Origin of the sequence: Sphingomonas sp., from assembly GCF_965227385.1 — a bacterium.
Taxonomy (GTDB): domain Bacteria; phylum Pseudomonadota; class Alphaproteobacteria; order Sphingomonadales; family Sphingomonadaceae; genus Sphingomonas.
The window spans coordinates 2,539,498-2,562,601 of the sequence record NZ_OZ245750.1; the positions used below are offsets into that span (position 1 = coordinate 2,539,498).

A 23,104-nucleotide genomic window follows, 5' to 3' on the forward strand; every position below is an offset into this window, starting at 1 on the left:
TTCGCATGCGGCGGGTGAACCCCCCGCCGCGCGAAAAAGTAACCGCTGTTACGAGTTAAAAGAGCCTGGTCAGCATGTAGAACAGCGCGCCGACAGCGGCCGATGCGGGGATTGTGATGACCCAGGCCGAAATGACGTTTTGCGCCACGCCCCAGCGGACGGCGCTGGCGCGCCGGGCGGTTCCCGCCCCGATGATGCTGCCGGTGATGGTGTGGGTGGTCGACACGGGAATGCCCAGCAAGGACGCGGTGAACACCATGATCGAGCCGCCGGTCGAGGCGCTGAACCCCTGATGTTGCGAAAGCTTGGTGATGCGCGTGCCCATAGTCTCGATGATCTTCCACCCGCCCGACAGCGTGCCCAGCGCGATCGCGATGTAGCAGGAGATGGCGACCCAGTGCGGGACGTGGAACTCGCCCGACAGATATCCTGTCGAATAGAGCAGCACGGTGATGATCCCCATCGTCTTTTGCGCATCGTTGAGGCCGTGCGCGGTCGAATAGGCGGCGGAGGAAGCGAGGTGGAGCCAGCGAAAGCTCTTCTCGGCCGTTCGGTTGCTGACGCGATGCAGCGCCCAGCTCGAGAGCAGCATCACCAGCATCGCCAGCAACATGCCGAGCAAGGGCGACAGGACGATCGCGATGAGGGTCTTGTTGAGGCCGCTCCACTGGATGCCGGTGAAGCCGGCATGCGCCACGCCCGCGCCGACGATCCCGCCGACCAGCGCGTGGCTGGAGGAAGAGGGAATGCCCTTCCACCAGGTGACGACGTTCCAGAACATCGCCCCGACCAGCGCGCCGAACACGACCGAAGGGGTGACGAGATCCTTGTCGATCAGCCCCTTGCCGATCGTCTCGGCCACCTTGTGCAATTCGGGCCAGGCGAGGGTGAGAAAATAGGCCGCGAAGTTGAAGAAGGCCGCGAAGCCGACCGCCTGCACCGGGCCGAGCAGGCGCGTGGCAACGACCGTGGCGATCGAGTTTGCAGCGTCATGCAGGCCGTTGAGGAAGTCGAACCCCAGCGCGAGGATGATCAGGCCGACGAGCAGCGGAAAGGCGAGTTCGTGCATCGGATGGGATCAGGCGTGGTCGATGACGATGCCGTCAATCTCGTTCGCGACATCCTCGAGCGCGTCGGTGATCCGTTCGAGATGCTTGTAGAGTTCGCGTGCGACCATGAACTTCATGGCGTCATCGCCATAGGCCTTGAACGCGCGGCGGACGCCGACGTCGTGGATGTCATCGGCATGGCCCTCCATCCGCACCAGACGTTCGGTCAGCTCGTGCAGGCGGACACCGTTCTTCGCTACATCGCGCAGCAGCGGCATCGCCTCGGCGGTCAGCCGCGCGGCATCGACGATGATGGCGACAATGTCGCGCATCTCGGGCTCGAACGTGTCCACTTCATACAGGTCGACGGCGGCGGCGGCGGCCTGCATCTCGTCGATCGCATCGTCCATCGCGCCGATCAGGCTGGTGATCGCGCTGCGGTCGAATGGCGTCAGGAAAGTCTTGCGGACGGTCTGGAGCACTTCGCGGATGATCCCGTCGGCATCATGCTCACGCTCCATGATCTCCCGGATATGGTCGCTGGTCGGGCCATTGCCCTGAAACAGGCGCGACAGTGCGTCGGCGGCGGCGGTGATGGTCACCGCATGCGCTTCGAACAGTTCGAAGAAATTTCCGGTCTTGGGAAGAAGGCGCTGAAACCACGCGAACATTCGGTTTGCTTTCGATTTTTGCGCGACGACGGCGAGCATGCTCGTCCGCCGCGCGGCGGCATTGAATTCGGTCGGGCCGAAGCTGCGGATCAGTTCCCGGAGATCGGGTTCGTCCACCGCCTCCGCGGCCTCGGCCAGCGTGAACCAGCGGCGTTCGCGCTGGCCCTGTTCCTTCCAGCGCGCCAGTTCGGCGGTGACGGCCAAGGGAAATACTTCGACATCCGCCATCAGGTGCGCGCCGTTGCCGCGCCGCTTGCGATAGCGATAGGCGCCGATCGGGGTGGGGCAGGCCGCGCCAACGACGCCAGCCTCTTCCTCCGCCTCTTCGGCCGCAGCGAGATGCGGGGGCATGCCGGCTGCGACATTGCCCTTGGGGATCACCCAGCGCCCCGTTCCGCGCGACGTGACGAGCAGCACGCGCACGGGTGCATCGATGGCGGTACCTTCGGTGCGATAGGGCAGGGCGGCGATCTGGCGAATGACTGTGGCTCCGGGTTGCGGCCCGATGCCCGATTTCGCCGAATGTTACAATCGTGTGAAGTTACTGTGACAGCTGCTTGCTGTATTCTGCTTCGCTGAAGCGGCTCCCGCCCGCTCCCCCACCCGGCCACCCATGTCATGCTCGCGCTGGGTGGCCGGGTGGGGGAGCGGGCCGGTGCCGCGAAACAAGAGGTAACCCTAGAAATCCACCAGCAGTGACGCACGCGTCGTCGTGTCGGTCGACTTGCGGCCGTTGGGCGGCGCGCTTTCGTAGTTCACCGCGTAGGACATCTGGGTGGAGAAGGGGCCGAACAGCTTGACGCGCAGCGCGGATTTGCCGGTGATCGTGCTGTTCTGCTGCTCGACAAAGGCCGAGGCGTCCTGGCTGAAGGTCACGCCCTTGCTCAGCTTCCAGTCGAGGTCGACCTTGCCGCGCGCGGCGATCTGGCGTTCATTGGGGGCAGTGACGAACTCGGTATAGCGAAACGCCGGGCCGAGTTCGAGGTCGAGGGTCAGAGCGGGCGACTTGACGGCGGAATAGCCGGCCCCGGCGGAGATCGCATAACGCTCGTCGAAGCCGAGAAAGCGGTCGCTTTCGAACTGCGCCGCGCCATAGACATAGGCGCGGTCGTCGATCTTCCAGTTCGGCTCATAGGCCGCGAGGTAGCGTTCGCGCACCGTCTGGCCGAGGCTTTCCTGGTAATCCGCCTGGATGCGCAGCTTGTGCCGCCAGCGCAGTGCTTCGCGCTTGAGGTCGAGGATGCCGGTCAGGCCGAGCGTCTCGGTGTTGCCGGTGGTAAAATAGCCGCCCAGTTCGGCGCGGCCCTTCACCAGATCGAGGAACTTGGCTTCGCGCAGGCGGCGTTCGGCGGCTTCGCGGCGCTCCCGCTTCCACGCACTCGCGGTAGACTCGAACTGCGCGGCGCGTTCCTTGTCGGCCGCCTTGGCATATTTGACGATCGCGTTGACCGCAGCCTCGTCGCCCGCCTTCATCGCCGCATCCAGCATCGCCTTTACCTCGGACGAGCGCTCGACCGACTGATTGGGCGGCGGGGAGTCCTGCGGCACTCCGGTCGCGTCGGTGTTGGCCAGCAGCAGCGGTGCCGCGAGCAAAAGGAACAGGGAGCTACGCATGTAACCGGTTACTACGCTATTCCCCGCCAGAGATCGAGTAGGGTTGGACATTACCGTACGCCCCCTGGTTCGAGACCGAGCGGTTCGGCGAAAATACGCAGAAGATCGATATAGAGGTCGCGCTTGAACGGCACGATCACATCCGGCAGCTCGCGCGGGTCGAGCCAGCGCCATGCGCGAAATTCGGGTTCGGCGGTGGCGATGTCGATCGCATCGTCCCCGGCGGTCAGGCGGAACAGGAACCAGCGCTGGCGCTGGCCGCGCCATTTGCCCTTCCACACCTTGCCCAGCAGATCGTCGGGGAGATCATATTCCAGCTCGATCTCCGGCGCGGCGAGCAGTTCGACATGCGCGCGCAGGACGCCGGTTTCCTCCCATAGCTCGCGATAGGCGGCGTCGAGCGGGTCTTCGCCCGGATCGATTCCGCCTTGCGGCATCTGCCACGCCTCAAGCGTCGAATCGAGCCGCTGGCCGACGAACACCTGGCCGTCACGGTTGAGCAGGATCACCCCGGCACAGGGGCGGTAGGGGAGAGCGTCGCGGTCGATCATGCGGCGGCCTGCGTCATCACGCGGTTCGCCTCGGCCTCGGTCAGCAATGCGCGGAACGCGACCAGCATGCCCGCGACATCGCCCTGGGCCGAGGGGATCGCGCGGCGCAGGGTGATGAAGCCGTGGATATTGCCCACTGCCTCACGGAACACGACCGGTACGCCCGCCGCTGCCAGCGCCCCGGCATAAGCGCGGCCCTGATCGCGGATCGGGTCGAGGCTGGCGGTGAGGACCAGCGCGGGGGGCAGCCCCTCCAGCGTCGCGTTGCGCATTGGCGACGCGCGCGGGTGATCAACGTCCGGGCCATAGCATTCGTTGAACCATTCCATGCCCTTGGCGGTCAGCAGATAGCCTTCCCCGAAATGGTCGGCGGAGGGGTAGTTGCCGCTGAAATCGGCAGCGGGATAGATGAGCAGCTGGCCGATCACCGGGACCGCAGCGGGGGCGCCGCGCAGGTCGATCGCGGCGACCGCGGCGATCTGTCCCCCTGCACTGTCGCCAGCAAGCGCGATGCTGGTGACCGCGCGGCCAAGTTCGGCAGGGCTGGACGCGACCCAGCGCGCGGCTGCTTCGCAATCGTCCGACGCGGCGGGCCAGGGGTTTTCGGGCGCGAGGCGATAGTCGACCGATACCACGGGAAGGTCGAGCGCGCGGCTGAGCTCGGCGGTGAAGCTGGCATGGCTGTCGATATTGCCGATGACGAAGCCGCCGCCGTGGAAGAACAGCACGACCGGGCCGGGCTCACGCTTGTCGCGCACGTCGAACAGGCGCGCGGGAATGGCGCCGGCCGGGCCGGGAATGGTCAGATCCTTGACCGTCGCGAGATCGCCCTGGGGCAGATCGACCAGATCCTTCATCGCCAGATATTGCGCGCGATACGCGTCGGGCTGGGGTGGCCAGGGCATTTCCGGCATCGCGGCGAGCATGTCGAGAAAGGCGCGGGTGTCGGGACGGACGAAATGGTCGGCCAAATGCGGTCTCCTGTCGTGCGAGGCGGTACATAGGCGAGGCGGCGTCGCCGCGTCCACCGCGCAACCCGCGCTTTGCCGCAATGAAAGAAGAAATTCCCTGTTCCCCGCGCAATAGTGCTGCTAGGGGCGCGGCCATGTTTCGAAAACGGCCCATTATCACCACCCGGACCGCGACCCGCCGCTGACAGGCCGGTTGCGCGGGTCCGGGTATCCGCTGCGAAACATTTCCGAAGGCGCGCCACGCATGGCCGCTGACTTCCCACCGAAGAATGACTATGTGGCTGCCCGTATTCCGGGCGGCTCGACCGCATGAAAGGGTCTATTGATGGGTTACCGTGTCGTAGTCGCAGGCGCCACCGGCAATGTCGGGCGCGAGATGCTCGCCATTCTGGCGGAGCGCGAGTTCCCGATCGACGAACTGGCCGTGCTCGCCAGCGCGCGCTCGACCGGCGACATGGTCGATTTCGGCGAGACCGGGAAACAGTACAAGATCCAGAATATCGAGCATTTCGATCCGACCGGCTGGGACATGGCGCTGTTCGCGATCGGGAGCGAGGCGACCAAGGTCCACGCACCGCGCTTCGCTGCCGCCGGCTGCACGGTGATCGACAATTCGTCGCTCTATCGCATGGACCCGGACGTGCCGCTGATCGTGCCGGAAGTGAACCCGGAGGCCATCGACGGCTACAAGGCCAAGAACATCATCGCCAATCCGAACTGCTCGACCGCGCAGATGGTGGTGGCGCTGAAGCCGCTGCACGATGCCGCGACCGTCAAGCGCGTCGTCGTCGCGACCTATCAGTCGGTGTCGGGCGCGGGCAAGGCGGGGATGGACGAGCTGTTCGAACAGTCGCGCAACATCTTTGTCGGCGACAGCGCGGAAGCCAAGAAGTTCACCAAGCAGATCGCGTTCAACGTGATCCCGCATATCGACAGCTTCCTGGACGACGGATCGACCAAGGAAGAGTGGAAGATGGTGGTCGAGACCAAGAAGATCCTCGACCCCAAGGTCAAGGTCATCGCCACCTGCGTCCGAGTGCCGGTGTTCGTCGGGCACAGCGAGGCGGTCAATGTCGAGCTGGAGAACGAGCTTTCGGCGGAGGATGCACAGAACATCCTGCGCGAGGCGCCGGGCATCATGCTGGTCGATAAGCGCGAGGATGGCGGGTACGTCACCCCGGTCGAGTGCGTCGGCGACTATGCGACCTTTGTCAGCCGCGTGCGCGAGGATTCGACCGTCGAGAACGGCCTCGCCTTCTGGTGCGTCAGCGACAATCTGCGCAAGGGCGCGGCACTGAACGCGGTGCAGATCGCCGAACTGCTGGGTCGTCGTCACCTGAAAAAGGGCTGAGCGCCCGCATATGGGCCTCCCCGCCGCGCAACGCTGGTGGCTGCTCGCATGTCTTGCGGGCGCCCCGCTGAGCGCGGTGGGGGCGGCCTATCCGCCCAACACCTGGCTGCAGGTCGGCCCGGTGGTCGTCAGCGTACCGGTGACATGGTGGGCGCTGCGCCGCTGGCCGTTCAGCACCGCCAGCGTGGCATGGGCGTGCAGCTTCGTGCTGCTGCACCTGTTCGCTGCCCGCTGGACCTATAGCAGCGTGCCGTACGATGCCTGGGGGCAGGCGGCATTTGGCGTGAGCATCGATGCGGTGCTGGGCTTTCAGCGCAACATGTTCGACCGACTGGTGCATTTCGCATCGGGCCTTTGCCTTGCGCTGCCGCTGGTCGAGGCCGGGATGCGCCATGCCGGGCTGACGCGGCGGATGGCGGTGACGTTCATGCTGCTCGCCGTGCTGGCGATCGGCGCGGTCTACGAGATTTTCGAATGGCTGCTGACGCTGGGCCTGAGCGTCGAGGCGGCAGAACAGTATAATGGGCAGCAGGGCGACATGTTCGACGCGCCCAAGGACATGGCGCTGGCGCTGGCGGGTGCGGTGCTCGCGCTGGCGACCGGTGTGACACGGCCGGGTGGCCCGTCCGCCTGAACGGACGGGCCGGAAGGTCAGAACTCATCCCAGTTGTCGAGCGCCACGGCCGCGCTGCCGCCACTCGCCGCGATTGGCAGCGTTGGGCGGACCAGCGGCGCAGGCTTGGAGTATGCCGCAGGCGTGGGCGCCGGTTTCGCTGCAGTCGGTGCGGGGACCGGGCGGGGCTTGGGCGCGCTGACCGATGCGGGCCGTGCCGCCTGGCCGGCGTCGAATTGCGACGCCTGATCCGCGAGCGTGTTGACCTGAGCCAGCAGACCGCGCGCGGCAGCCGAGGTTTGCTCAACCATCGCCGCATTCTGCTGCGTCGACTGATCCATTGTGGCGATCGCGGATGCGATCTGCATCATCGCGGCGGATTGCGAGCTGTTGTCGGTTGACATGGTGCCGACCAGCCCGTTGACCGTGCTGACCGTCTCCACGATGCGGGCGAGCGCCCCGTCGACGCTGCGCACCGCATCGACCGCGACGGCGACTTCCTCCTGCGTCAGGGTGAGCTGCTCGCGCGCGCGCTTCGCCTCTTCTTCGGCGCGCATGGCGAGCGCGGAGACGAGGTCGGCGACCACCGCGAAGCCGCGACCGGCTTCCCCGGCGCGCCCTGCTTCAACCGCGGCGTTCATGGCGAGAACGCGGGTCTGGAACGCGATCTTGTCGAGCCCCTCGATCACGTCGTCGATGCCGCGCGCGCTTTCGCTGACGCGGCTCATGGTCGCGACGGCGTGTTCGGCGGTGGTGCGGCCGGATTCGACCACGCTCCTGGCCTCTTCGGCGCGCGTGACGGCGTCCTGGGCAGCGCGCGACATGATCTCAAGGCGGCTGTTGATCTGCGCGATCGCTGCGGTGGTTTCCTCGATGCTGGCGGCATTGCTTTCCGACCGGCGGGCGAGGTCATCGGCGGCGGTAGAAATCTCGCCGGTCCCCGCTTTGATCGCGATGGTCGAGTCGACCACGGTTCCCACCAGCCCGCGCAGGGCCACGACGGCATCGTTGAAGTCGGTGCGCAGCGCGGCATATTGCGGGTCGAATTCCGTTTCGATGCCCTGCGTCAGCTTGCCCTGTGCGACGCGCTTGAGGCCGTCGCCGAGCGCGCGGACGACCTTGTCCAGCGCGTCCTTGTTGCGCGCAATCTCGGCCTCGGCTGCGGCACGGGCGGCCGATGCCTCCTGCAGGACGGCAAGCGCGCGGGCCATTTCGCCAATTTCGTCGCCGCGCTCTGCCCCGCGAATCTCGCTGCGCGTGTCGCCATCGGCGAGGCGGCGCATGCTGGCGATCATCGTGGTGATCGGTGCGAACAGGCGGCGACAGATCCAGAACTGGACGGCGCACCCGATCAGCAGCGCGGCCAGTCCGATCTCCTCGAGTATCTGGACCAGTCCCGAAGCGCTGCCGCGCACATCCTCGACCGGAATGCCGACATAAAGGATGCCGATGGTCTTGCCCGACGCATCGCGGATCGGGTCGTACGCGGTGTAATAATCCTTGCCGAGAATTTCGGCCTCCCCACGATAGGGCTTGCCGTCGCGCAGCACGGCGTCGAACACGGGCCCTGGGGCAAGCTTGGTCCCGACCGCGCGGTTGCCATCTTCCTTGATCACGTTGGTCGCGATGCGCGTATCGCCGAGGAAGATCGTGGCAGTACCGCCGACCAGCTTCTTCACCCTGTCGACCGGATCGTTGAAGCCATTGAGCGCGCGGCCGTCGAGCAGCAGGCGATCGCCTTCGACGCTGAACTTCGCGCCATATTGGCTCAGCACGTCGCGTGCGACCGCGATGTTGGTTTCCTGTCGCTCGGTAGCGCGGTGCTGGAGATCCTGGTCGAGCGCCCATTGCGTGGTGATGACCAGCGATGCCGCAAGCGCGAGCATCGCGAGACAGGAGAGTACCGTGATTTTAGTGGCGAGCGTGAAGCGGTTGAGCATGTGTGACCCGGCCCGGCTGATTTTGGTTGGATCACATTATAGAAGGCCGCGGGGCAGTCCGGTCGTCAGTGCCCCGCTGCCGCCGGATCATTTGCGATTTGCGCTTTCGGCCGCTTGAGGAACAGCACAAGCGGGATCGAGGCCGCCGTGACGATCATCATCGCGTGGAAATCGTTGAGATAGGCGATCATCGCCGCCTGGCGCGTCACTTCGGCATTGGCCATGGCGAGTAGCGCGTCCGCCTGGCTGCCGAAATTGGCGAGCAGTCCCGGGTCGAGGGTCTGAAGGCGTTCGGCCGTGATGTTGGGCGCAAGGTCGGCGTGGCTGACCTGTGTGCTGCGGGCAAGGATCGTTGTGACCAGCGAGATGCCGATCGACGCGCCGATATTGCGCGACAGGTTGGTCAGGCTCGCCGCCTCGGTCCGCTGATGCGCGGGGAGGGTGGCAAAGGCCATGCCGTTGAGCGGCATGAAGATCAGACCCATGCCAAGCCCCTGGATCAGCCCCGCCACGATGAACGGCGTCGCGCCCATCTCCAGCGACCAGGTGGTCATGTCGTAGAGCGACCATGCCGCGAGCGCAAAGCCGGTGCCGACGAGGAGGCGCGGATCGACTCCGCGCGCGACCAGCCGAGCCGAAAGCCCCATGGTGACCAGCACGCCGACCCCGCGCGGCATCATCAGTAGCCCCGTTTCGATGACCGGATAGCCGTAAAGCGACTGCAGCATCGGCGGAAGCAGCGCCATCGTCGCCATCATCACGACGCCGACCACCTGCATGAAGGCGAGCGCCGTGACGAGGTTGCGGTTCTTCCACAGGCTGCGTTCGAACATCGGGTTCTTGCCGGTCGCCATATGAACGACGAACATCCAGATCGCAGTTCCCGCGACGATCGTCTCGATCCAGATCTCGGGTGACGAGAACCAGTCGGCATGCTGTCCCCGATCGAGCATCAACTGCAGCGCACCGATGCCGACCGCCAGCAGCGAAAAGCCGAAGACGTCGAACGCGCGTTTGCGTACCGGGCGGCTGGGCAGCAGCCACCACAGGATCACGAGGCAGATCACGCCGAGCGGAAGGTTGACGTAGAAGACCCAGCGCCAGTTGAAATTCTCGGTCAGCCAGCCGCCGAGGACAGGGCCGAGGATCGGGCCGATCATGATGCCCATGCCCCATACCGCCATCGCCTTTTGCTGATCCTTGGGCGCGTTGATGTCGAGCATCACCGTCTGGCTGAGCGGGTTCATGAACGCGGCCGCGATCCCCTGAAGAACGCGGAACAGCACCATCTGCTCCAGGCTCTGCGCGGCGCCGCACAGCGCCGAGGCGATGATGAAGCCGACGATCGAGATCAGGAACAGGTTGCGCGATCCGATGCGGTCCGAAACCCAGCCGGTGATCGGGATCGCGATGGCCGAGGCGACGATATAGCTGGTCAGCACCCAGGTGATCGTGTCGCCCGTCGCGCCCAGCGATGTCTGCATGTGCGGCAGCGCGACATTGGCGATGGTGGTGTCGAGGATCTGCATGATCGTCGCCAGCATCACACCGAACGTCAGCAGCCCCTTATTGCGTACGGGCAGCGCCGCCTGACCCGCCGGGGGCGGGGCAGGGGGCGTGTCGGCAGCGGGGGCGGCGGCGCTGGCCATTGCTGGACTTACTTGCTCGTGTCGACGGTGACTTCGGCGGAGAGGCCCGCGATCAGCTGACGCTGGCTCTTCTCGTCGATGGCGATGCGGACCGGCACGCGCTGCGTCACCTTGACCCAATTGCCATTGGCGTTCTGCGCCGGGAGTACCGAGGTTTCAGAGCCGGTCTGCGATCCGATCGAGGCGACATGGCCCTTGAGCTTCAGGCCGGGATAGGCGTCGAAGCGGACTTCGGCGGGCTGCCCGACGCGCATCTCGGCAAGGTCGGTCTCCTTGAAATTCGCCTCGATCCACGACCCGCCCGAGCGCACGAGCGTGACGGCGGGCAGGCCCGACATCATCATCTGCCCGACCTGAAGCCGGTCGGCCTGGCTGACCACCCCGTCCACCGGCGCGCGGCGTGCGGTCCGTTCGAGATCGAGCAGCGCCTTGGCGCGCTGGGCGCGGGCGGCGGCGATGGCGGGGTTGACGCCGGGCACCGCGCTGCCGCTCGACAGCTTGGCGCGGGCTTCATCGGCTTCGGCGAGCGCGCTCTGATAGCTGGCGCGCGCCTGTTCGACCGAGTGCTGCGCCTGTTCGAAGCGGGCGCGGGTCGTGAAGCCGCGGTCCATCAGCGCCTTTTGCCGATCATAATCCTGCTGTGCCGACGCGATGCGGTCGCGCGCGGCCTGAATATCGGCGCCGGTTCCCTGGTAGTTCGCCTGCAACGTCGTCACCTGGACCTGGGCATTGGCGATGGCGGCATCCGCCTGGGCGACCGCGATGCGATAGGGTTCCGGGTCGATGCGGAACAACAGATCGCCAGCCTTGACGCTCTGGTTCTCCTTGACCGCAACCTCGACGATCCGCCCGGCAACGTCGCTGGCGACCGATACCTTGTCCTGCTGGACATAGGCATTGTCGGTCGAGACGGTGCCGCCCGACAACGACCACCACAGCGCGATCGCGCCAATTACGACCAACGGCACGCCGAACATCAGGAAGGGGCGCAGGAGATTGCGCTTCGGCTTCCCCGCCACCGGTTCGGGTGTGGTGGTGGATTCGATACGGGGATCGGCTTCAGCCATTGGCGGCCTCGTTGGACTGGTCGGGGTTGAGATTGTCGCGCAGCTGTTCGAGCAGCGCATGGAGCCTCACCTGATCCTCGGCGCTGATGCCCTCGGCGGCGTCGACGAACAGCGAGTCGGCGATGCCCTTCAGCTGGAGCAGGATCGGCTGGGCCGCATCGGTGAGGTGAATGCGCCATACGCGCCGGTCGCCCGGATCGCGGCGGCGTTCGACCCACCCCGCTTCCTCGAGCCGGTCGATCATGCGGCCCAGCGTGATCGGTTCGACTTCGAGCAGTTCGGCGAGCATGCCCTGATTGCTGCCCTCATGCCGCTTGAGCACGCTGAGCGTTCGCCATTGCTGGCGGGTGACGCCGATCAGGCGCGCGCGCTCGTCGAAGCGCTTGCGAAGCAGGCGGGAGACGTCGCTGATCAGGAATCCGAGAGAGTCGGTCATGAGCGGCGATATAATAAGCATGCTTATAGAATGCCACTGCCATAAATGGCATTTCACGATGCATGCAATTGCGCGCATCGCAAGCGCGCAGGCTTTCGCGGCGCGGCGATCCGGTGCATCAGGCCGGCATGACCGACACATTGAACATGTTCGAGAGCTTCGACGGCCAGCAGCTGGCGTGGCGCGAGATGGGCGAGGGGCGGCCGGTGGTGCTGATCCACGGCTTCTTTTCCGACGCGCAGACCAACTGGATCAAATATGGCACTGCGGAGAAGCTGGCGGCGGCGGGGTTCCGGGTGATCATGCCCGACCTGCGCGCACATGGGCAGAGCGCGCGGCCGCACGATGCAGCCGCCTATCCGCCCGATGCGCTGGCGCGGGACGCGGAGGCGCTGATCGCGCATCTCGGCCTGACCGACTATGACCTTGGCGGCTATTCGCTCGGTGCGCGGACGACGGTGCGGGTGCTGGCGCGCGGGGTTGCGCCCCGACCGCGTCGGGCCGTGCTGTCGGGGCTGGGGGATGAGGGAGTGACCGATACGGGCCGCCGCACCGGGTTCTTCCGCAGCGTGCTCACCGGCTTTGGCAGTTTCGTGCGCGGAGACAGGGAGTTCATGTCGCAGGCATTTCTCAAGACCACGGGGGGCGACCCAATAGCGCTGCTCGGCATCCTCGATACATTCGTCGACACGCCGCGGCAGGCACTGGCGGGGTTCGACCTGCCGGTGCTTGTGGTCGCGGGGGTGGAGGACGACGAGGTGGGGTCGTTCACCGGCCTGGTCGCGATGCTGCCCGATGCGCGCTTCGTCGAGGTGCCCGGCAATCATATGAGCGCGGTGACGCGGCCCGAACTGGGCGATGCGATCGTAACATTTCTGACGGCTTGACCCTGGCGGGGGGCGGGCGCAGGTTGTCGGTCATCCAACACAAATTTGGTTCGAAAGAGGAATTCATGATCCGCACCGGTATTTCGACGATCGCGCTCGCCCTGTTGCTGGCGGCTCCGGCGGGGGCGCAGGCGCAGAAGGCGGCTCCTGCCGCCACCGCCCCGACAGCGGCGGATGCGGACGCCTTCATTGCCCGGGCGACCAAGGAGTTCAACGAGTTCGCGATCGACGATGCGCGGATCCAGTGGGTCTATGCGACCTACATCACCGACGACACGGCCGAACTGGTTGCCAAGAGCGGCGCCAAGGGTACCGAACTCGCCGTGCGCTATGCGCTCGAGGCTGCGAAATATGACAAGGTGAAAGGCCTGTCCCCCGATACGCGGCGGCAGCTCGACATCCTGCGCAGTGCGATCACCTCTCCCGCGCCGACCCGCGATGGCGCGGCATCGGCGCTCGCCAAGCTGCAGACCGACATGCAGACGGTCTATGGCACCGGCAAGGGGACGCTCGACGGCAAGCCGATGAGCGGCAGCGACATCGAGGCGGCGATGGGCACCACCCGCGACCCTGCCAAGCTCAAGGAAATGTGGAGCAGCTGGCACGACAATGTCGGTGCGCCGCAGCGGCAGGATTATCAGCGCTCGGTGGGCCTGCTCAACGAAGGCGCGCGTGAGCTGGGGTTCAAGGATGTCGGGGCGATGTGGCGGTCGAATTACGACATGTCGCCGGAGGAATTCGGCAAGCTGACCGACAAGCTGTGGAACGAGGTCAAGCCGCTGTATGAATCGCTCCACACCTATGTCCGGTGGAAGCTGAACGAGAAATATGGCGATGCTGTGCAGCCCAAGACCGGCCCGATCCGCGCCGACCTGCTCGGCAATATGTGGGCGCAGGAATGGGGCAATATCTACGACATCGTGGCGCCGGCGGGGTCGGGTGACCTGGGCTTTGACGTCGGCGAACTGCTGATCGCCAAGGATTATGACGCGATCAAGATGGTCAAGGCAGGGGAGGGCTTCTACTCCTCGCTCGGGCTCGATCCGATGCCGGAGACCTTCTGGAAGCGCTCGCAATTCGTGAAGCCTGCGGACCGCGAGGTGCAGTGCCATGCGTCGGCGTGGAATCTCGACAATGTCGACGATCTGCGCATCAAGATGTGCATCAAGGTGAATGGCGACGATTTCGTCACGATCCATCATGAACTCGGCCACAATTATTACCAGCGCGCGTATAACCAGAAGCCCTTGCTGTACCGCAACGGCGCGAATGACGGGTTCCACGAGGCGATCGGCGACTTCGTCGCGCTGTCGATCACGCCGGATTACCTCGTCTCGATCGGGTTGCTCGACGAGAGCAAGGTGCCGAGCGCGGACAAGGACACCGGGCTGCTGCTGCGCCAGGCGATGGACAAGGTCGCGTTCCTGCCGTTCGGCCTGCTGATCGACAAATGGCGCTGGGGCGTGTTCTCGGGCGGGATCCCGGCGACCGGCTATCAGGGCGCGTGGGATGCGCTGCGCCTGCAATATCAGGGGATTACGCCCCCGGTGAAGCGCGACGAGACCAAGTTCGATCCGGGTGCAAAGTATCACATCCCGGCGAACGTGCCCTATACCCGCTACTTCCTCGCGCGGCTGCTGCAGTTCCAGTTCTACAAGGCCGCGTGCGACCAGGCCGGGTGGACGGGACCGCTCCACCGCTGCTCCTTCTACGGCAACAAGGAGGTTGGCGCGAAGCTGAACGCGATGCTGGAAATGGGCGCGTCCAAGCCGTGGCCCGATGCGCTCGAAGCCTTTACCGGCAGCCGCGAAATGTCGGGCGCGGCGATGGTCGAGTATTTCGCGCCGCTGAAGGCGTGGCTTGACGAGCAGAACAAGGGCAAGCCCACCGGTTGGTAATGAAAAAGGCCGCCGCGAGAGGATCGCGGCGGCCTTTTCCTGAAACGGTGCTGATGGATCAGCTTGGCAGCTTTTCCGGGATGGTGCCTTCGTCCGCGATTCCCGCCTGGAACGAGGCAGAGCTGTCGGTTCCGTCGGCCTGATGCGCCTTGGCTCCGGTTGCGCTGTCCTGAGGACCGCCTTGGCCCTTTTTGAGGGCGTAGAGCAGACCTGCCGCCGCCGCACCGATCGCGGCGACGCCGCCGATCAGCGTCGCGAAGAAATTGCGGTCGCCCATCTTCTCCCGCGTCTCGGCGACAAACTGTGCGGGGGCGGATTCGCTGACAGTCTGAGCCGCGCTGTGTGCAGCCGAGGACACTTTCGCCGCTGCAGTTTCGACCGCAGCGCGCGGACGGCTGGCAGGCGGCTTACGCGTGGATGCGCGCGGCTTGGCCGTCGCGGCCGCTTTGCGCGTCGCGGCGGTACGTCGGGGGGGCGGTGCCTTGTCGGCGACCGCCGGAGCCTTGGCTGCGGCAGGCTTGCGCGCCGGTGCCTTCGCCGGCGGTGCCGGTGGCTCGGCGGCCACAGGCGCTTCGACGGCAGGCGTGGGTGCGGCCTTTGGCTTTGCCGACGCCTTCGCCCTCGCGGGCGCCTTGGCCTTCGCCGGAGCCTTGGCCTTGGCCGAGGTGGGTCCCTTGGCTTCTTCGGCCTTGGCCGCCGACTTTGCTGCTGCCCGGCGCGGCTTGGCTGGTGCCTTGGCCTCGGTCGGGGTGTCGCCGTCATTCGATGTGGTCGGGGCTTTCGCCATCACGCAACTCCAAAGGTTTCGTGGCTGTAACCAACCTGAGGCAAAACGGTTTCCCGCGTCAATGAAAAGCGCGCGGTCGTTGCGAACTTAGCGGAACGGCGGCTCGTTAAATGCGCGCAGCTTGCGGCTATGCAGCTTTGCGCCCTCACGCCGCAGCTCTTCGCAGGTTTCGATGCCGATCTTGAGGTGCTCGGCGATCGCGCGCTCGTAGAAGCGGTTGGCCTGGCCGGGCAGTTTGAGCTCGCCATGCAGCGGCTTGTCCGACACGCACAGCAGCGTGCCGTAGGGAACGCGGAAGCGATAGCCCTGGGCGGCAAGAGTGGCACTTTCCATGTCGACGCCGACCGCGCGGCTCAACGAGAAGCGCAGCGCCGAGCGGGAGAAGCGCAGTTCCCAGTTGCGGTCGTCGGTGGTGACGATCGTCCCGGTGCGCAGGCGGCGCTTGAGCTCGTCCCCCGACTGGCCCGACACCGTTTCGGCGGCGCGCGCCAGCGCCTGCTGCACTTCGGCGATCGCCGGGATCGGGATTTCCGGCGGCAGCACGTCGTCCAGCACATGATCGTCGCGCAGATAGGCGTGGGCGAGGACATAGTCGCCGATCCGCTGGCTCGGGCGCAGGCCGCCGCAATGGCCGATCATCAGCCACGCCTCGGGACGCAGGACGGCGAGGTGGTCGGTGATCGTCTTGGCGTTGGACGGGCCGACGCCGATGTTCACCAATGTGATCCCGCTGCCATCCTCCGCCATCAGATGCCATGCCGGCATCTGGTGACGCCGCCATGCGCTGTCGGTCAGCAGCATTTCGGGATCGTCGCCAGCCTTGAACACCATGCCGCCCGGCCCGGACACGCCGGTAAAGCGGCTGCCTTCGCCGACCTGCTCCGCCGCCCAGCGGACGAATTCGTCGACATAGCGGTGATAGTTGGTGAACAGGATGTACTGCTGCACATGCTCGGTCGGCGTGCCGGTATAGTGGCGGAGGCGCGCGAGGCTGAAATCGGTGCGCAGACCATCGAACAGAGCGAGCGGGCGGGTGCCGTCCTGGCTGATCCAGCTGCCGTCGGCGATCTCGTCCCCGATATGCGCCAGCTCGGTCGCCGGGAAATGCCGGGCGAGTTCGAGCACCGAAACCTGGTCCATCTTCAGGACGTGGCTAGGGTCGATGACGTAGGGGAAGGGGATTTCCTGACGCCCCACCGCTGCCGTGACCTCGACGTCATAATCCTCGATCAGCAGGGTCAGCTGCTCGACGAGATAATCGGCGAACATGGCGGGGCGCGTCACGCTGATCGCGTAATCGCCGGGCTCGACAAGGCGACCGAAGCTGCGCGCGGGCGTCGGTCGGTCGACTTCGTTGCGATAGCGAACGCGGATTTCAGGATAGGCAAAGCTGCCGTCGGTACGGTGCGCCGGATCCGGGGCGATCCCCTCGGTCAGATAACGGTCGAGGGCCTCACGCAGGCGGGTAACGGAGGCGGTGTGCAGCCGATCCAGTTCGGCGACGATTTGTTCTGCTTGTGTCATCTTCAACGGCTAATTTGCCGCGATGACATTGGCAAGACCGGACGATGTCGCGTCGATGGCACGCCGGTCGCGAGGACCGGCGTGCCAGCACGGGTTACTTATCGTCGTCCTTGTCGAGCAGCTTGCTGACGCCGAACGCGGCGCCCGCCACTGCCGCGGCTGCACCGGCAGCAATGGCAGCCGCCGCGACCGGGTTTTTCTTGGCAGCGTCGACGACGTCTTCGAACGCGTCGCTGATCGCATCGCCCGCGCCGGTCAGCGCTTCCTTGGCCTGGTCAAGCAGTGAGTCTTCGGTCTTGGTATCGGTGGTCGCCGGAGTGGCGGCATTGTTCGTTTCGGTAGTCATATCCGATCTCCCTTCCACGATGAAAACCGCTTCGGCGCGCGCCAGTTCCTCGATCGAGGCAGTTCGGCGCGGCACCGAACCGGTCAGCCGATTACAGATTCTCGAGCAGATGCTCGGCCGAGCTCACCTTGAACTCGCCGGGGGCTTCGACGTGCAGCTGCTCGACCACGCCGTCATTGACCAGCATCGCATAACGCTGGCCGCGCGTGCCCATGCCGAACTTGCTGCCGTCAAACTCAAGGCCGACCGCTTTGGCGAACGCAGCATTGCCATCGGAGAGCATGGTCACGTCGCCGGCATCGGCGCTCTTGGCCCATGCGCCCATGACGAACGCGTCGTTGACGGCGGTGCAGGCGATCTCGTCCACGCCCTTGGCCTTCAGCGCGTCCGCCTTCTCGACATAGCCGGGGAGATGACGCGCCGAGCAGGTCGGGGTGAACGCGCCGGGGACGGAGAAAAGCGCGACCTTGCGGCCCGCGAAATATTCGTCCGAGTTGACCTGCTCGGGGCCATTCTCGGTCGCCTTGACGAAGGTCGTGGTGGGAATGCGGTCGCCGATCTGGATGGTCATCAGTGTCTCCTCTCGCTGCGCGGAACTGCGGCTGGGCGTGGAAGTGGCATGGCGGCCGCAATTTTCAAGCGTGGCGGAGCGGACGCGGTGGCACTATGTTGACGCCCGATGGAAGAGAGTAGCTTTCTCACCGGGCAAATCCTGCTCGCCCTGCCCGGAATCGGTGATCCCCGCTTCGAGCGGGCCGTGATCGCGATGTGCGCCCATGACGAACAGGGCGCGCTGGGCGTCGGGATCGGGCATGAGCTCGAGTCGCTAAGCCTGCACGGGCTGCTCGCCCAGTTCGAGATCGATCCTGGCGTGGCGCCGGATGCGCCGGTGCATTACGGCGGCCCGGTCGAGCCGCGACGCGGGTTCGTGATCCACTCGACCGATTGGGGCGGGCAGGACACGGTCGACGTCGCGGGGCGCTGGGCGCTGACGGGGACGGTCGACGTGCTGCGCGCCATTGCCGACGGGACCGGCCCGTCGCGGTGGATCGTCGCACTTGGCTATGCGGGCTGGAGCGAGGGCATGCTCGACGCGGAAATGACGCGCCATGGCTGGTTCAACGTGCCGGGGGATACGACGCTGCTGTTCGAAACCATGGCCGCGCAGCGCTGGCAGCGCAGTTTTGCCAAGTCAGGCATCGACCCGCGTCTGCTGGCGAATGACGGCGGAACCGCCTGACCCGTCGGAAGGTCATATAAAGATATCTTTATGTTTCATTTGCGCATCGAGGACTGATCGGCTAGGGGCGCGGGCAGAGCCGTGGGCGTGCTGCGGCGTAGCATTTCATTAGCCGGAGAATGATCGTGGCCACCGTGCTCGACCCCAAGGATTACGTCATCAAGGATCTCAGCCTCGCTGCATTTGGCCGCAAGGAAATCGAGATCGCCGAAACCGAAATGCCGGGCCTGATGGCGCTGCGCGAGGAATTCGGTGCGAGCAAGCCGCTCAAGGGCGCGCGCATTACCGGTTCGCTGCACATGACGATCCAGACTGCCGTGCTGATCGAAACGCTGAAGGAACTGGGCGCTGAGCTGCGCTGGGCCACCTGCAACATCTATTCGACCCAGGACCATGCCGCCGCCGCGATCGCCGCCGCCGGCATCCCCGTCTTCGCCGTCAAGGGCGAGACGCTGGAGGAATATTGGGATTACGTGATCCGCATCTTCGACTGGGGTCAGGACCAGACCTGCAACATGATCCTGGACGATGGCGGCGACGCCACCATGTTCGCGCTGTGGGGCGCGCGCGTCGAGGCGGGTGAAGAGCTGTTCACCCCGTCGAACGAGGAAGAGGAAATCTTCGTCGCGACGCTGAAGCGCTTCATGGCCGAGCGTCCGGGCTACCTGACCAAGACCGTCGCCGCGATCAAGGGCGTGTCGGAAGAGACCACCACCGGCGTGCATCGCCTGTATGAGCTGTCGAAGAAGGGGAAGCTCCCGTTCCCGGCGATCAACGTCAACGACAGCGTCACCAAGTCGAAGTTCGACAACCTCTATGGCTGCAAGGAATCGCTGGTCGACGCGATCCGTCGCGCCACCGACGTGATGCTGGCCGGCAAGGTCGCCTGCGTCGCCGGCTTCGGCGATGTCGGCAAGGGTTCGGCGCAGTCGCTCCGCAACGGCGGCGCGCGCGTGCTGGTGACCGAAGTCGATCCGATCTGCGCGCTGCAGGCGGCGATGGAAGGCTTTGAAGTCGTGACGATGGAAGAGGCCGCCCCGCGCGCCGATATCTTCGTTACCGCGACTGGCAACGAAGGCGTGCTGACCGTCGATCACATGCGCGCCATGAAGAACATGGCGATCGTGTCGAACATCGGCCATTTCGACAGCGAGATCGAGATCGCTGGCCTCAACAACATGAAGTGGACCGAGATCAAGCCGCAGGTCGATGAGGTCGAGTTCCCGGACGGCAAGAAGATCATCGTGCTGTCGAAGGGCCGCCTGGTGAACCTCGGCAATGCGACTGGTCACCCGTCGTTCGTCATGTCGACGTCGTTCACCAACCAGGTGCTGGCGCAGATCGAGCTGTGGACCGCGTCGGAGAAGTACAAGAACGAAGTGTACGTCCTGCCGAAGCACCTCGACGAAAAGGTCGCGGCGCTGCACCTCGAGAAGCTGGGCGTGAAGCTGACCAAGCTGAGCCAGAAGCAGGCCGATTACATCGGCGTGCCGGTCGAAGGTCCGTTCAAGCCGGATCACTACCGCTACTAAGCGGCAGGACGGAACGGAAAAGAAGGGGGCGCTTCGGGGATCCGGAGCGCCCTTTTCCGTATCAGGCCCGCAATGCGGAACCACACTGCGGGGCGGGAGGGGCCTTCGCCGCCCGGCAAGACTTGTTGCCGTTGCCGGGGACAGCGCGACTTCGTAAGAGCGGAGGCATGAAGGTTCCGGCGCGTTGATCGAGATTTCCCAAACCGCAGCGACACTCGCCGGTGCGGCGCTTGCGCTGTTGCTGGCGGCGGGCGGCCTCATGCTGTTCGTGGGGTTGCGCGCGCGGTCGCGGGCGGCGCGGTTGAGCGATGCAAATGCGCGCTTGCTCGCGCTGGCGGCGGGATCACCGGCGCTGGCGATGATCGTGCGTGCCGATGGCCGGATCGAACTGTCGATCGCGCTCGCCAATCTGTTCGGCTTCGACACCGTCCCGGCGCATTTTTCCGACCTGATCGACAATGACTCCGTCCTCGCGCCCGAGGATGCGCAGATTCTGGAGCAGGAGGTGAGCGCCGCGCAGCGCGCGGGCAAGCCGTTCCGCATGATCCTGCCGGTGCGCGGGGCGAGCCGGACGCTGCTGGCCAGCGGCATGCGGGCACCGGACGCAGTACGCGCACCGGGCGGTGCGGTGCTGTGGTTCCTCGATGCGACCGAATCGAGCGAGGAAGTCGCGCGGTTCGCGGCGGAGGCCGATCGCTATCGCGTTGCGTTCGACGCGCTCACCGGCCTGATCCAGTCGGCGCCGATGCCGATGTGGTATCGCGATCCCGAACTGCGCATCGCCATGGTCAACAACGCCTATGTCGATGCGGTCGAGGGCACGGATGCCGAGCAGGTCGTGGCGTCCGGGATCGAGCTGGTCGACGCGTCGGCGCCGGGCGGCCCCCTGGCAAGCGCGGCGCATGCGCGGGATGTGGGCGCGCCGCAGATGGTGAAGCTGCCCGCGACAATCGGGGGCAAGCGGCGGACGCTGCACATCCATGACGTGCCATTGCCGACTGGCGGGGTTGCGGGCTTTGCCGTGGATGTCGAGGAGCTGGAGCAGGCGCGCGGCGGGATCAAGCGCGCGGCGGAGGCGCAACGCGCGATGTTCGACCGGCTGTCGGCGGGCGTCGCGCAGTTTGGGCCGGATCGCGCTCTGGTGTTCTGCAACCAGCCCTTCAGGCGCATTTTCGAGCTGAAGAACGAATGGCTGGCCGATCGGCCCGAGTTCGACCGCATCCTGGAGCGCATGCGCGAGGCCAATCGCCTGCCCGTCGTGCGCGATTTTCCGGGGTGGAAGAACGAGCGGCGCGAATGGTTCCTGGCGGCGGAGAGCGCGCGCGAAGAAAACTGGACGTTGCCCGGTGGAACCCATTTGCGCGTCGTCGCTCAGCCGCTGCCCGAAGGTGGGCTGCTGACAATTTTCGAGGATCTGACCGAGCAGGTCCAGCTCGCCAGCGCGCGCGACACGTTGCTGCGGGTACGCACGGCGACGTTCGACAATCTGTTCGAGGGGCTGGGTGTATTCGCCGCCGATGGGCGGCTGCAACTGTGGAACAACCGGTTCAAGAGCGCATGGGGGTTCGAGGACGCGTTCATCACCGCGCATCCGCGGGTCGATGCACTGGCCAAGGAGGCGGCGGGCAAGCTCGCCAAGCCGGGTCGCGCGTCGCTGATCGGCGATCTGGTGCGGGCGGCCACGGTCGAGCGCCAGCAGCGGGGCGGGTCGATCGAGTTTGCCGACGGTCGGCATTTCGAGGTGGCGGCGGTACCGCTGCCCGATGGCAACGCGCTGTTCACGATGCTCGACATTTCCGACCGGAGGCGGATCGAGAATGCGCTGCGCGAGCGCAACGACGCGCTGGAAGCGGCGGACCGGATCAAGACCGCCTTTGTGGCCAATATGAGTTACGAGCTGCGCACCCCGCTGACATCGATCAAGGGGTTCGCGGAGATGCTCTACAATGGCTATGCGGGCGCGTTGCCGCAGACCGCCGTGGACTATTCGGGAGCGATCCTGGAGTCGGTCGGGCGGCTTGGCGATCTGGTCGACGACGTCCTCGACCTGACCCGCGATGGCGGGGCGCTGGCGCGAGAGGCGGTCGATCTGGAGCTGATCGCCGGTGCCGCGATCGAGAATGTCCAGCCGTCGATCAAGTCGCGGAAGATCGAACTGGCGGTCGAGATCCAGGGCAGCGCGGGCAGGGTACAGGGCGACCCGCGCCGCATCCGCCAGATTATCGAACATCTGTTGCGCCATGCAGTAAGCGGGACGGGCGAAGGGGGACGCGTGCTGCTGCACATCGACGGTTCGGACCGGACCGCACGGATCGTCGTTTCCGACAATGGTTCGGGCATGGCGCCGGAAGTCGCGGCCAAGGCGTTCGACCGCTTTGCCCAGGCCGGGATCAGCCGCAATGGCGAGCGCGCGCTGCAGCTTGGCCTGCCGCTCGCCAAGCAATTCGTCGAGGCGCATCGCGGCACGATCCAGCTGGTGTCGGAGCCGGGGCAGGGGACGATGGTGGTCGCGGAGCTGCCGCGCGGATGATCACGCTGGCGGATGCAGCGGCGACCGAGGCATTCGGGCACGCGCTTGCCGCGCGGGTGGGGCCGGGCGACGTCGTCGCGCTGTCGGGAGCCCTGGGCGCGGGCAAGACGAGTATCGCGCGCGGGTTGCTCGCCGCACTGGGCCTGGAGGGCGAGGCCCCGTCGCCGAGCTTTGCGATCGTCCAGCCCTATGCCCCGCCCGAAACCGCGTTTCCGGTGCTGCATGTCGACCTGTACCGCATCGACGATCCGGTCGAGGCCGAAGAGCTGGGGCTGGACGATGCGCGGGCGGATTCGCTGTTGCTGGTCGAATGGCCGGAGCGATTGCCCGACAGTTTCTGGGCGGACGCCTTGTGGCTGACACTGACGATCGAAGCCGACGGGTCGCGCGCCTTGACAGCGCGGGTGCCAGCGGCATGGAAGGACCGATGGCCCCTATGAGCGACGGC

At 65.8% G+C, this 23,104-nt stretch carries 21 protein-coding genes; 8 read left to right on the forward strand and 13 right to left on the reverse strand.

Translation table 11 applies throughout. The features are described from left to right. Positions 1-55: 55 nt before the first annotated feature. The 5 genes from ACO05N_RS12405 to ACO05N_RS12425 all read right to left on the reverse strand — a co-directional run bounded on the left by ACO05N_RS12405 (position 56) and on the right by ACO05N_RS12425 (position 4,856). On the reverse strand, positions 56-1,069 hold the full coding sequence (locus ACO05N_RS12405; protein ID WP_422057395.1) for an inorganic phosphate transporter: 1,014 nt from the start codon (positions 1,067-1,069) through the stop codon (positions 56-58). Positions 1,070-1,078: 9 nt separating this feature from the next. Continuing rightward, the gene (locus tag ACO05N_RS12410; RefSeq protein WP_422058745.1) at positions 1,079-2,200 is read right to left on the reverse strand and encodes a DUF47 family protein; all 1,122 of its coding nucleotides are present in this window, start codon (positions 2,198-2,200) and stop codon (positions 1,079-1,081) included. Positions 2,201-2,398: 198 nt separating this feature from the next. After that, positions 2,399-3,334 (reverse strand): DUF481 domain-containing protein, encoded by a 936-nt coding sequence (locus ACO05N_RS12415; protein WP_422057396.1) that lies wholly within the window; start codon positions 3,332-3,334, stop codon positions 2,399-2,401. A 50-nt stretch (positions 3,335-3,384) separates the two neighbouring features. Continuing rightward, a complete protein-coding gene (locus ACO05N_RS12420) occupies positions 3,385-3,885 on the reverse strand; it encodes an RNA pyrophosphohydrolase (RefSeq protein ID WP_422057397.1) in 501 nt (166 codons plus the stop codon). Next, complete coding sequence (locus tag ACO05N_RS12425) at positions 3,882-4,856, reverse strand: alpha/beta hydrolase (RefSeq protein WP_422057398.1); 975 nt, start codon at positions 4,854-4,856, stop codon at positions 3,882-3,884. Before ACO05N_RS12425 ends, ACO05N_RS12420 begins: the two co-directional genes overlap by 4 nt. A 325-nt stretch (positions 4,857-5,181) precedes the next feature. On the opposite strand from ACO05N_RS12425, the gene ACO05N_RS12430 reads away from it, so the two are divergent. Together ACO05N_RS12430 and ACO05N_RS12435 are read left to right on the forward strand one after the other, a co-directional pair. Continuing rightward, on the forward strand, positions 5,182-6,207 hold the full coding sequence (locus ACO05N_RS12430; RefSeq protein WP_422057399.1) for an aspartate-semialdehyde dehydrogenase: 1,026 nt from the start codon (positions 5,182-5,184) through the stop codon (positions 6,205-6,207). A gap of 10 nt (positions 6,208-6,217) precedes the next feature. After that, positions 6,218-6,841 (forward strand): DUF2238 domain-containing protein, encoded by a 624-nt coding sequence (locus ACO05N_RS12435; protein ID WP_422057400.1) that lies wholly within the window; start codon positions 6,218-6,220, stop codon positions 6,839-6,841. A gap of 17 nt (positions 6,842-6,858) precedes the next feature. Here ACO05N_RS12435 and ACO05N_RS12440 read toward each other — a convergent pair whose 3' ends face one another. The 4 genes from ACO05N_RS12440 to ACO05N_RS12455 form a co-directional block, all read right to left on the reverse strand. Then, complete coding sequence (locus ACO05N_RS12440) at positions 6,859-8,706, reverse strand: methyl-accepting chemotaxis protein (RefSeq protein ID WP_422057401.1); 1,848 nt, start codon at positions 8,704-8,706, stop codon at positions 6,859-6,861. Positions 8,707-8,825: 119 nt separating this feature from the next. After that, positions 8,826-10,409 carry a DHA2 family efflux MFS transporter permease subunit gene (locus ACO05N_RS12445; RefSeq protein WP_422057402.1) on the reverse strand — a complete coding sequence of 528 codons (1,584 nt, stop codon included), beginning with the start codon at positions 10,407-10,409 and terminating at the stop codon, positions 8,826-8,828. Positions 10,410-10,417: 8 nt separating this feature from the next. Further along, positions 10,418-11,476, reverse strand: a complete 1,059-nt coding sequence (locus ACO05N_RS12450; protein ID WP_422057403.1) for an HlyD family secretion protein — start codon at positions 11,474-11,476, stop codon at positions 10,418-10,420. Further along, the gene (locus tag ACO05N_RS12455) at positions 11,469-11,912 is read right to left on the reverse strand and encodes a MarR family winged helix-turn-helix transcriptional regulator (protein WP_422057404.1); all 444 of its coding nucleotides are present in this window, start codon (positions 11,910-11,912) and stop codon (positions 11,469-11,471) included. Before ACO05N_RS12455 ends, ACO05N_RS12450 begins: the two co-directional genes overlap by 8 nt. A gap of 128 nt (positions 11,913-12,040) precedes the next feature. On the opposite strand from ACO05N_RS12455, the gene ACO05N_RS12460 reads away from it, so the two are divergent. Together ACO05N_RS12460 and ACO05N_RS12465 are read left to right on the forward strand one after the other, a co-directional pair. Continuing rightward, a complete protein-coding gene (locus tag ACO05N_RS12460) occupies positions 12,041-12,799 on the forward strand; it encodes an alpha/beta fold hydrolase (RefSeq protein WP_422057405.1) in 759 nt (252 codons plus the stop codon). A gap of 65 nt (positions 12,800-12,864) precedes the next feature. Then, entirely contained in the window at positions 12,865-14,697 is a 1,833-nt protein-coding gene (locus ACO05N_RS12465) for a M2 family metallopeptidase (protein WP_422057406.1), read from the forward strand. Positions 14,698-14,755: 58 nt separating this feature from the next. Here ACO05N_RS12465 and ACO05N_RS12470 read toward each other — a convergent pair whose 3' ends face one another. The 4 genes from ACO05N_RS12470 to ACO05N_RS12485 all read right to left on the reverse strand — a co-directional run bounded on the left by ACO05N_RS12470 (position 14,756) and on the right by ACO05N_RS12485 (position 17,925). Further along, entirely contained in the window at positions 14,756-15,484 is a 729-nt protein-coding gene (locus ACO05N_RS12470) for a hypothetical protein (protein ID WP_422057407.1), read from the reverse strand. Positions 15,485-15,571: 87 nt separating this feature from the next. Next, a complete protein-coding gene (locus ACO05N_RS12475) occupies positions 15,572-17,008 on the reverse strand; it encodes an AMP nucleosidase (RefSeq protein ID WP_422057408.1) in 1,437 nt (478 codons plus the stop codon). A gap of 94 nt (positions 17,009-17,102) precedes the next feature. Next, the gene (locus tag ACO05N_RS12480) at positions 17,103-17,354 is read right to left on the reverse strand and encodes a hypothetical protein (RefSeq protein WP_422057409.1); all 252 of its coding nucleotides are present in this window, start codon (positions 17,352-17,354) and stop codon (positions 17,103-17,105) included. Positions 17,355-17,445: 91 nt separating this feature from the next. Then, entirely contained in the window at positions 17,446-17,925 is a 480-nt protein-coding gene (locus ACO05N_RS12485) for a peroxiredoxin (RefSeq protein ID WP_422057410.1), read from the reverse strand. A gap of 108 nt (positions 17,926-18,033) precedes the next feature. Between ACO05N_RS12485 and ACO05N_RS12490 the strand changes: the two genes are divergently transcribed. The 4 genes from ACO05N_RS12490 to tsaE all read left to right on the forward strand — a co-directional run bounded on the left by ACO05N_RS12490 (position 18,034) and on the right by tsaE (position 23,096). Next, entirely contained in the window at positions 18,034-18,594 is a 561-nt protein-coding gene (locus ACO05N_RS12490) for a YqgE/AlgH family protein (protein WP_422057411.1), read from the forward strand. 119 nt (positions 18,595-18,713) lie between these two features. Further along, complete coding sequence (ahcY, locus tag ACO05N_RS12495) at positions 18,714-20,126, forward strand: adenosylhomocysteinase (protein WP_422057412.1); 1,413 nt, start codon at positions 18,714-18,716, stop codon at positions 20,124-20,126. Positions 20,127-20,310: 184 nt separating this feature from the next. Next, positions 20,311-22,656, forward strand: coding sequence for a PAS-domain containing protein (locus ACO05N_RS12500; RefSeq protein ID WP_422057413.1), 2,346 nt, complete (start codon positions 20,311-20,313; stop codon positions 22,654-22,656). Beyond that, positions 22,653-23,096 carry a tRNA (adenosine(37)-N6)-threonylcarbamoyltransferase complex ATPase subunit type 1 TsaE gene (gene tsaE, locus ACO05N_RS12505; protein WP_422057414.1) on the forward strand — a complete coding sequence of 148 codons (444 nt, stop codon included), beginning with the start codon at positions 22,653-22,655 and terminating at the stop codon, positions 23,094-23,096. The genes ACO05N_RS12500 and tsaE overlap by 4 nt, the downstream gene beginning before the upstream one ends. Positions 23,097-23,104 lie beyond the last annotated feature (8 nt).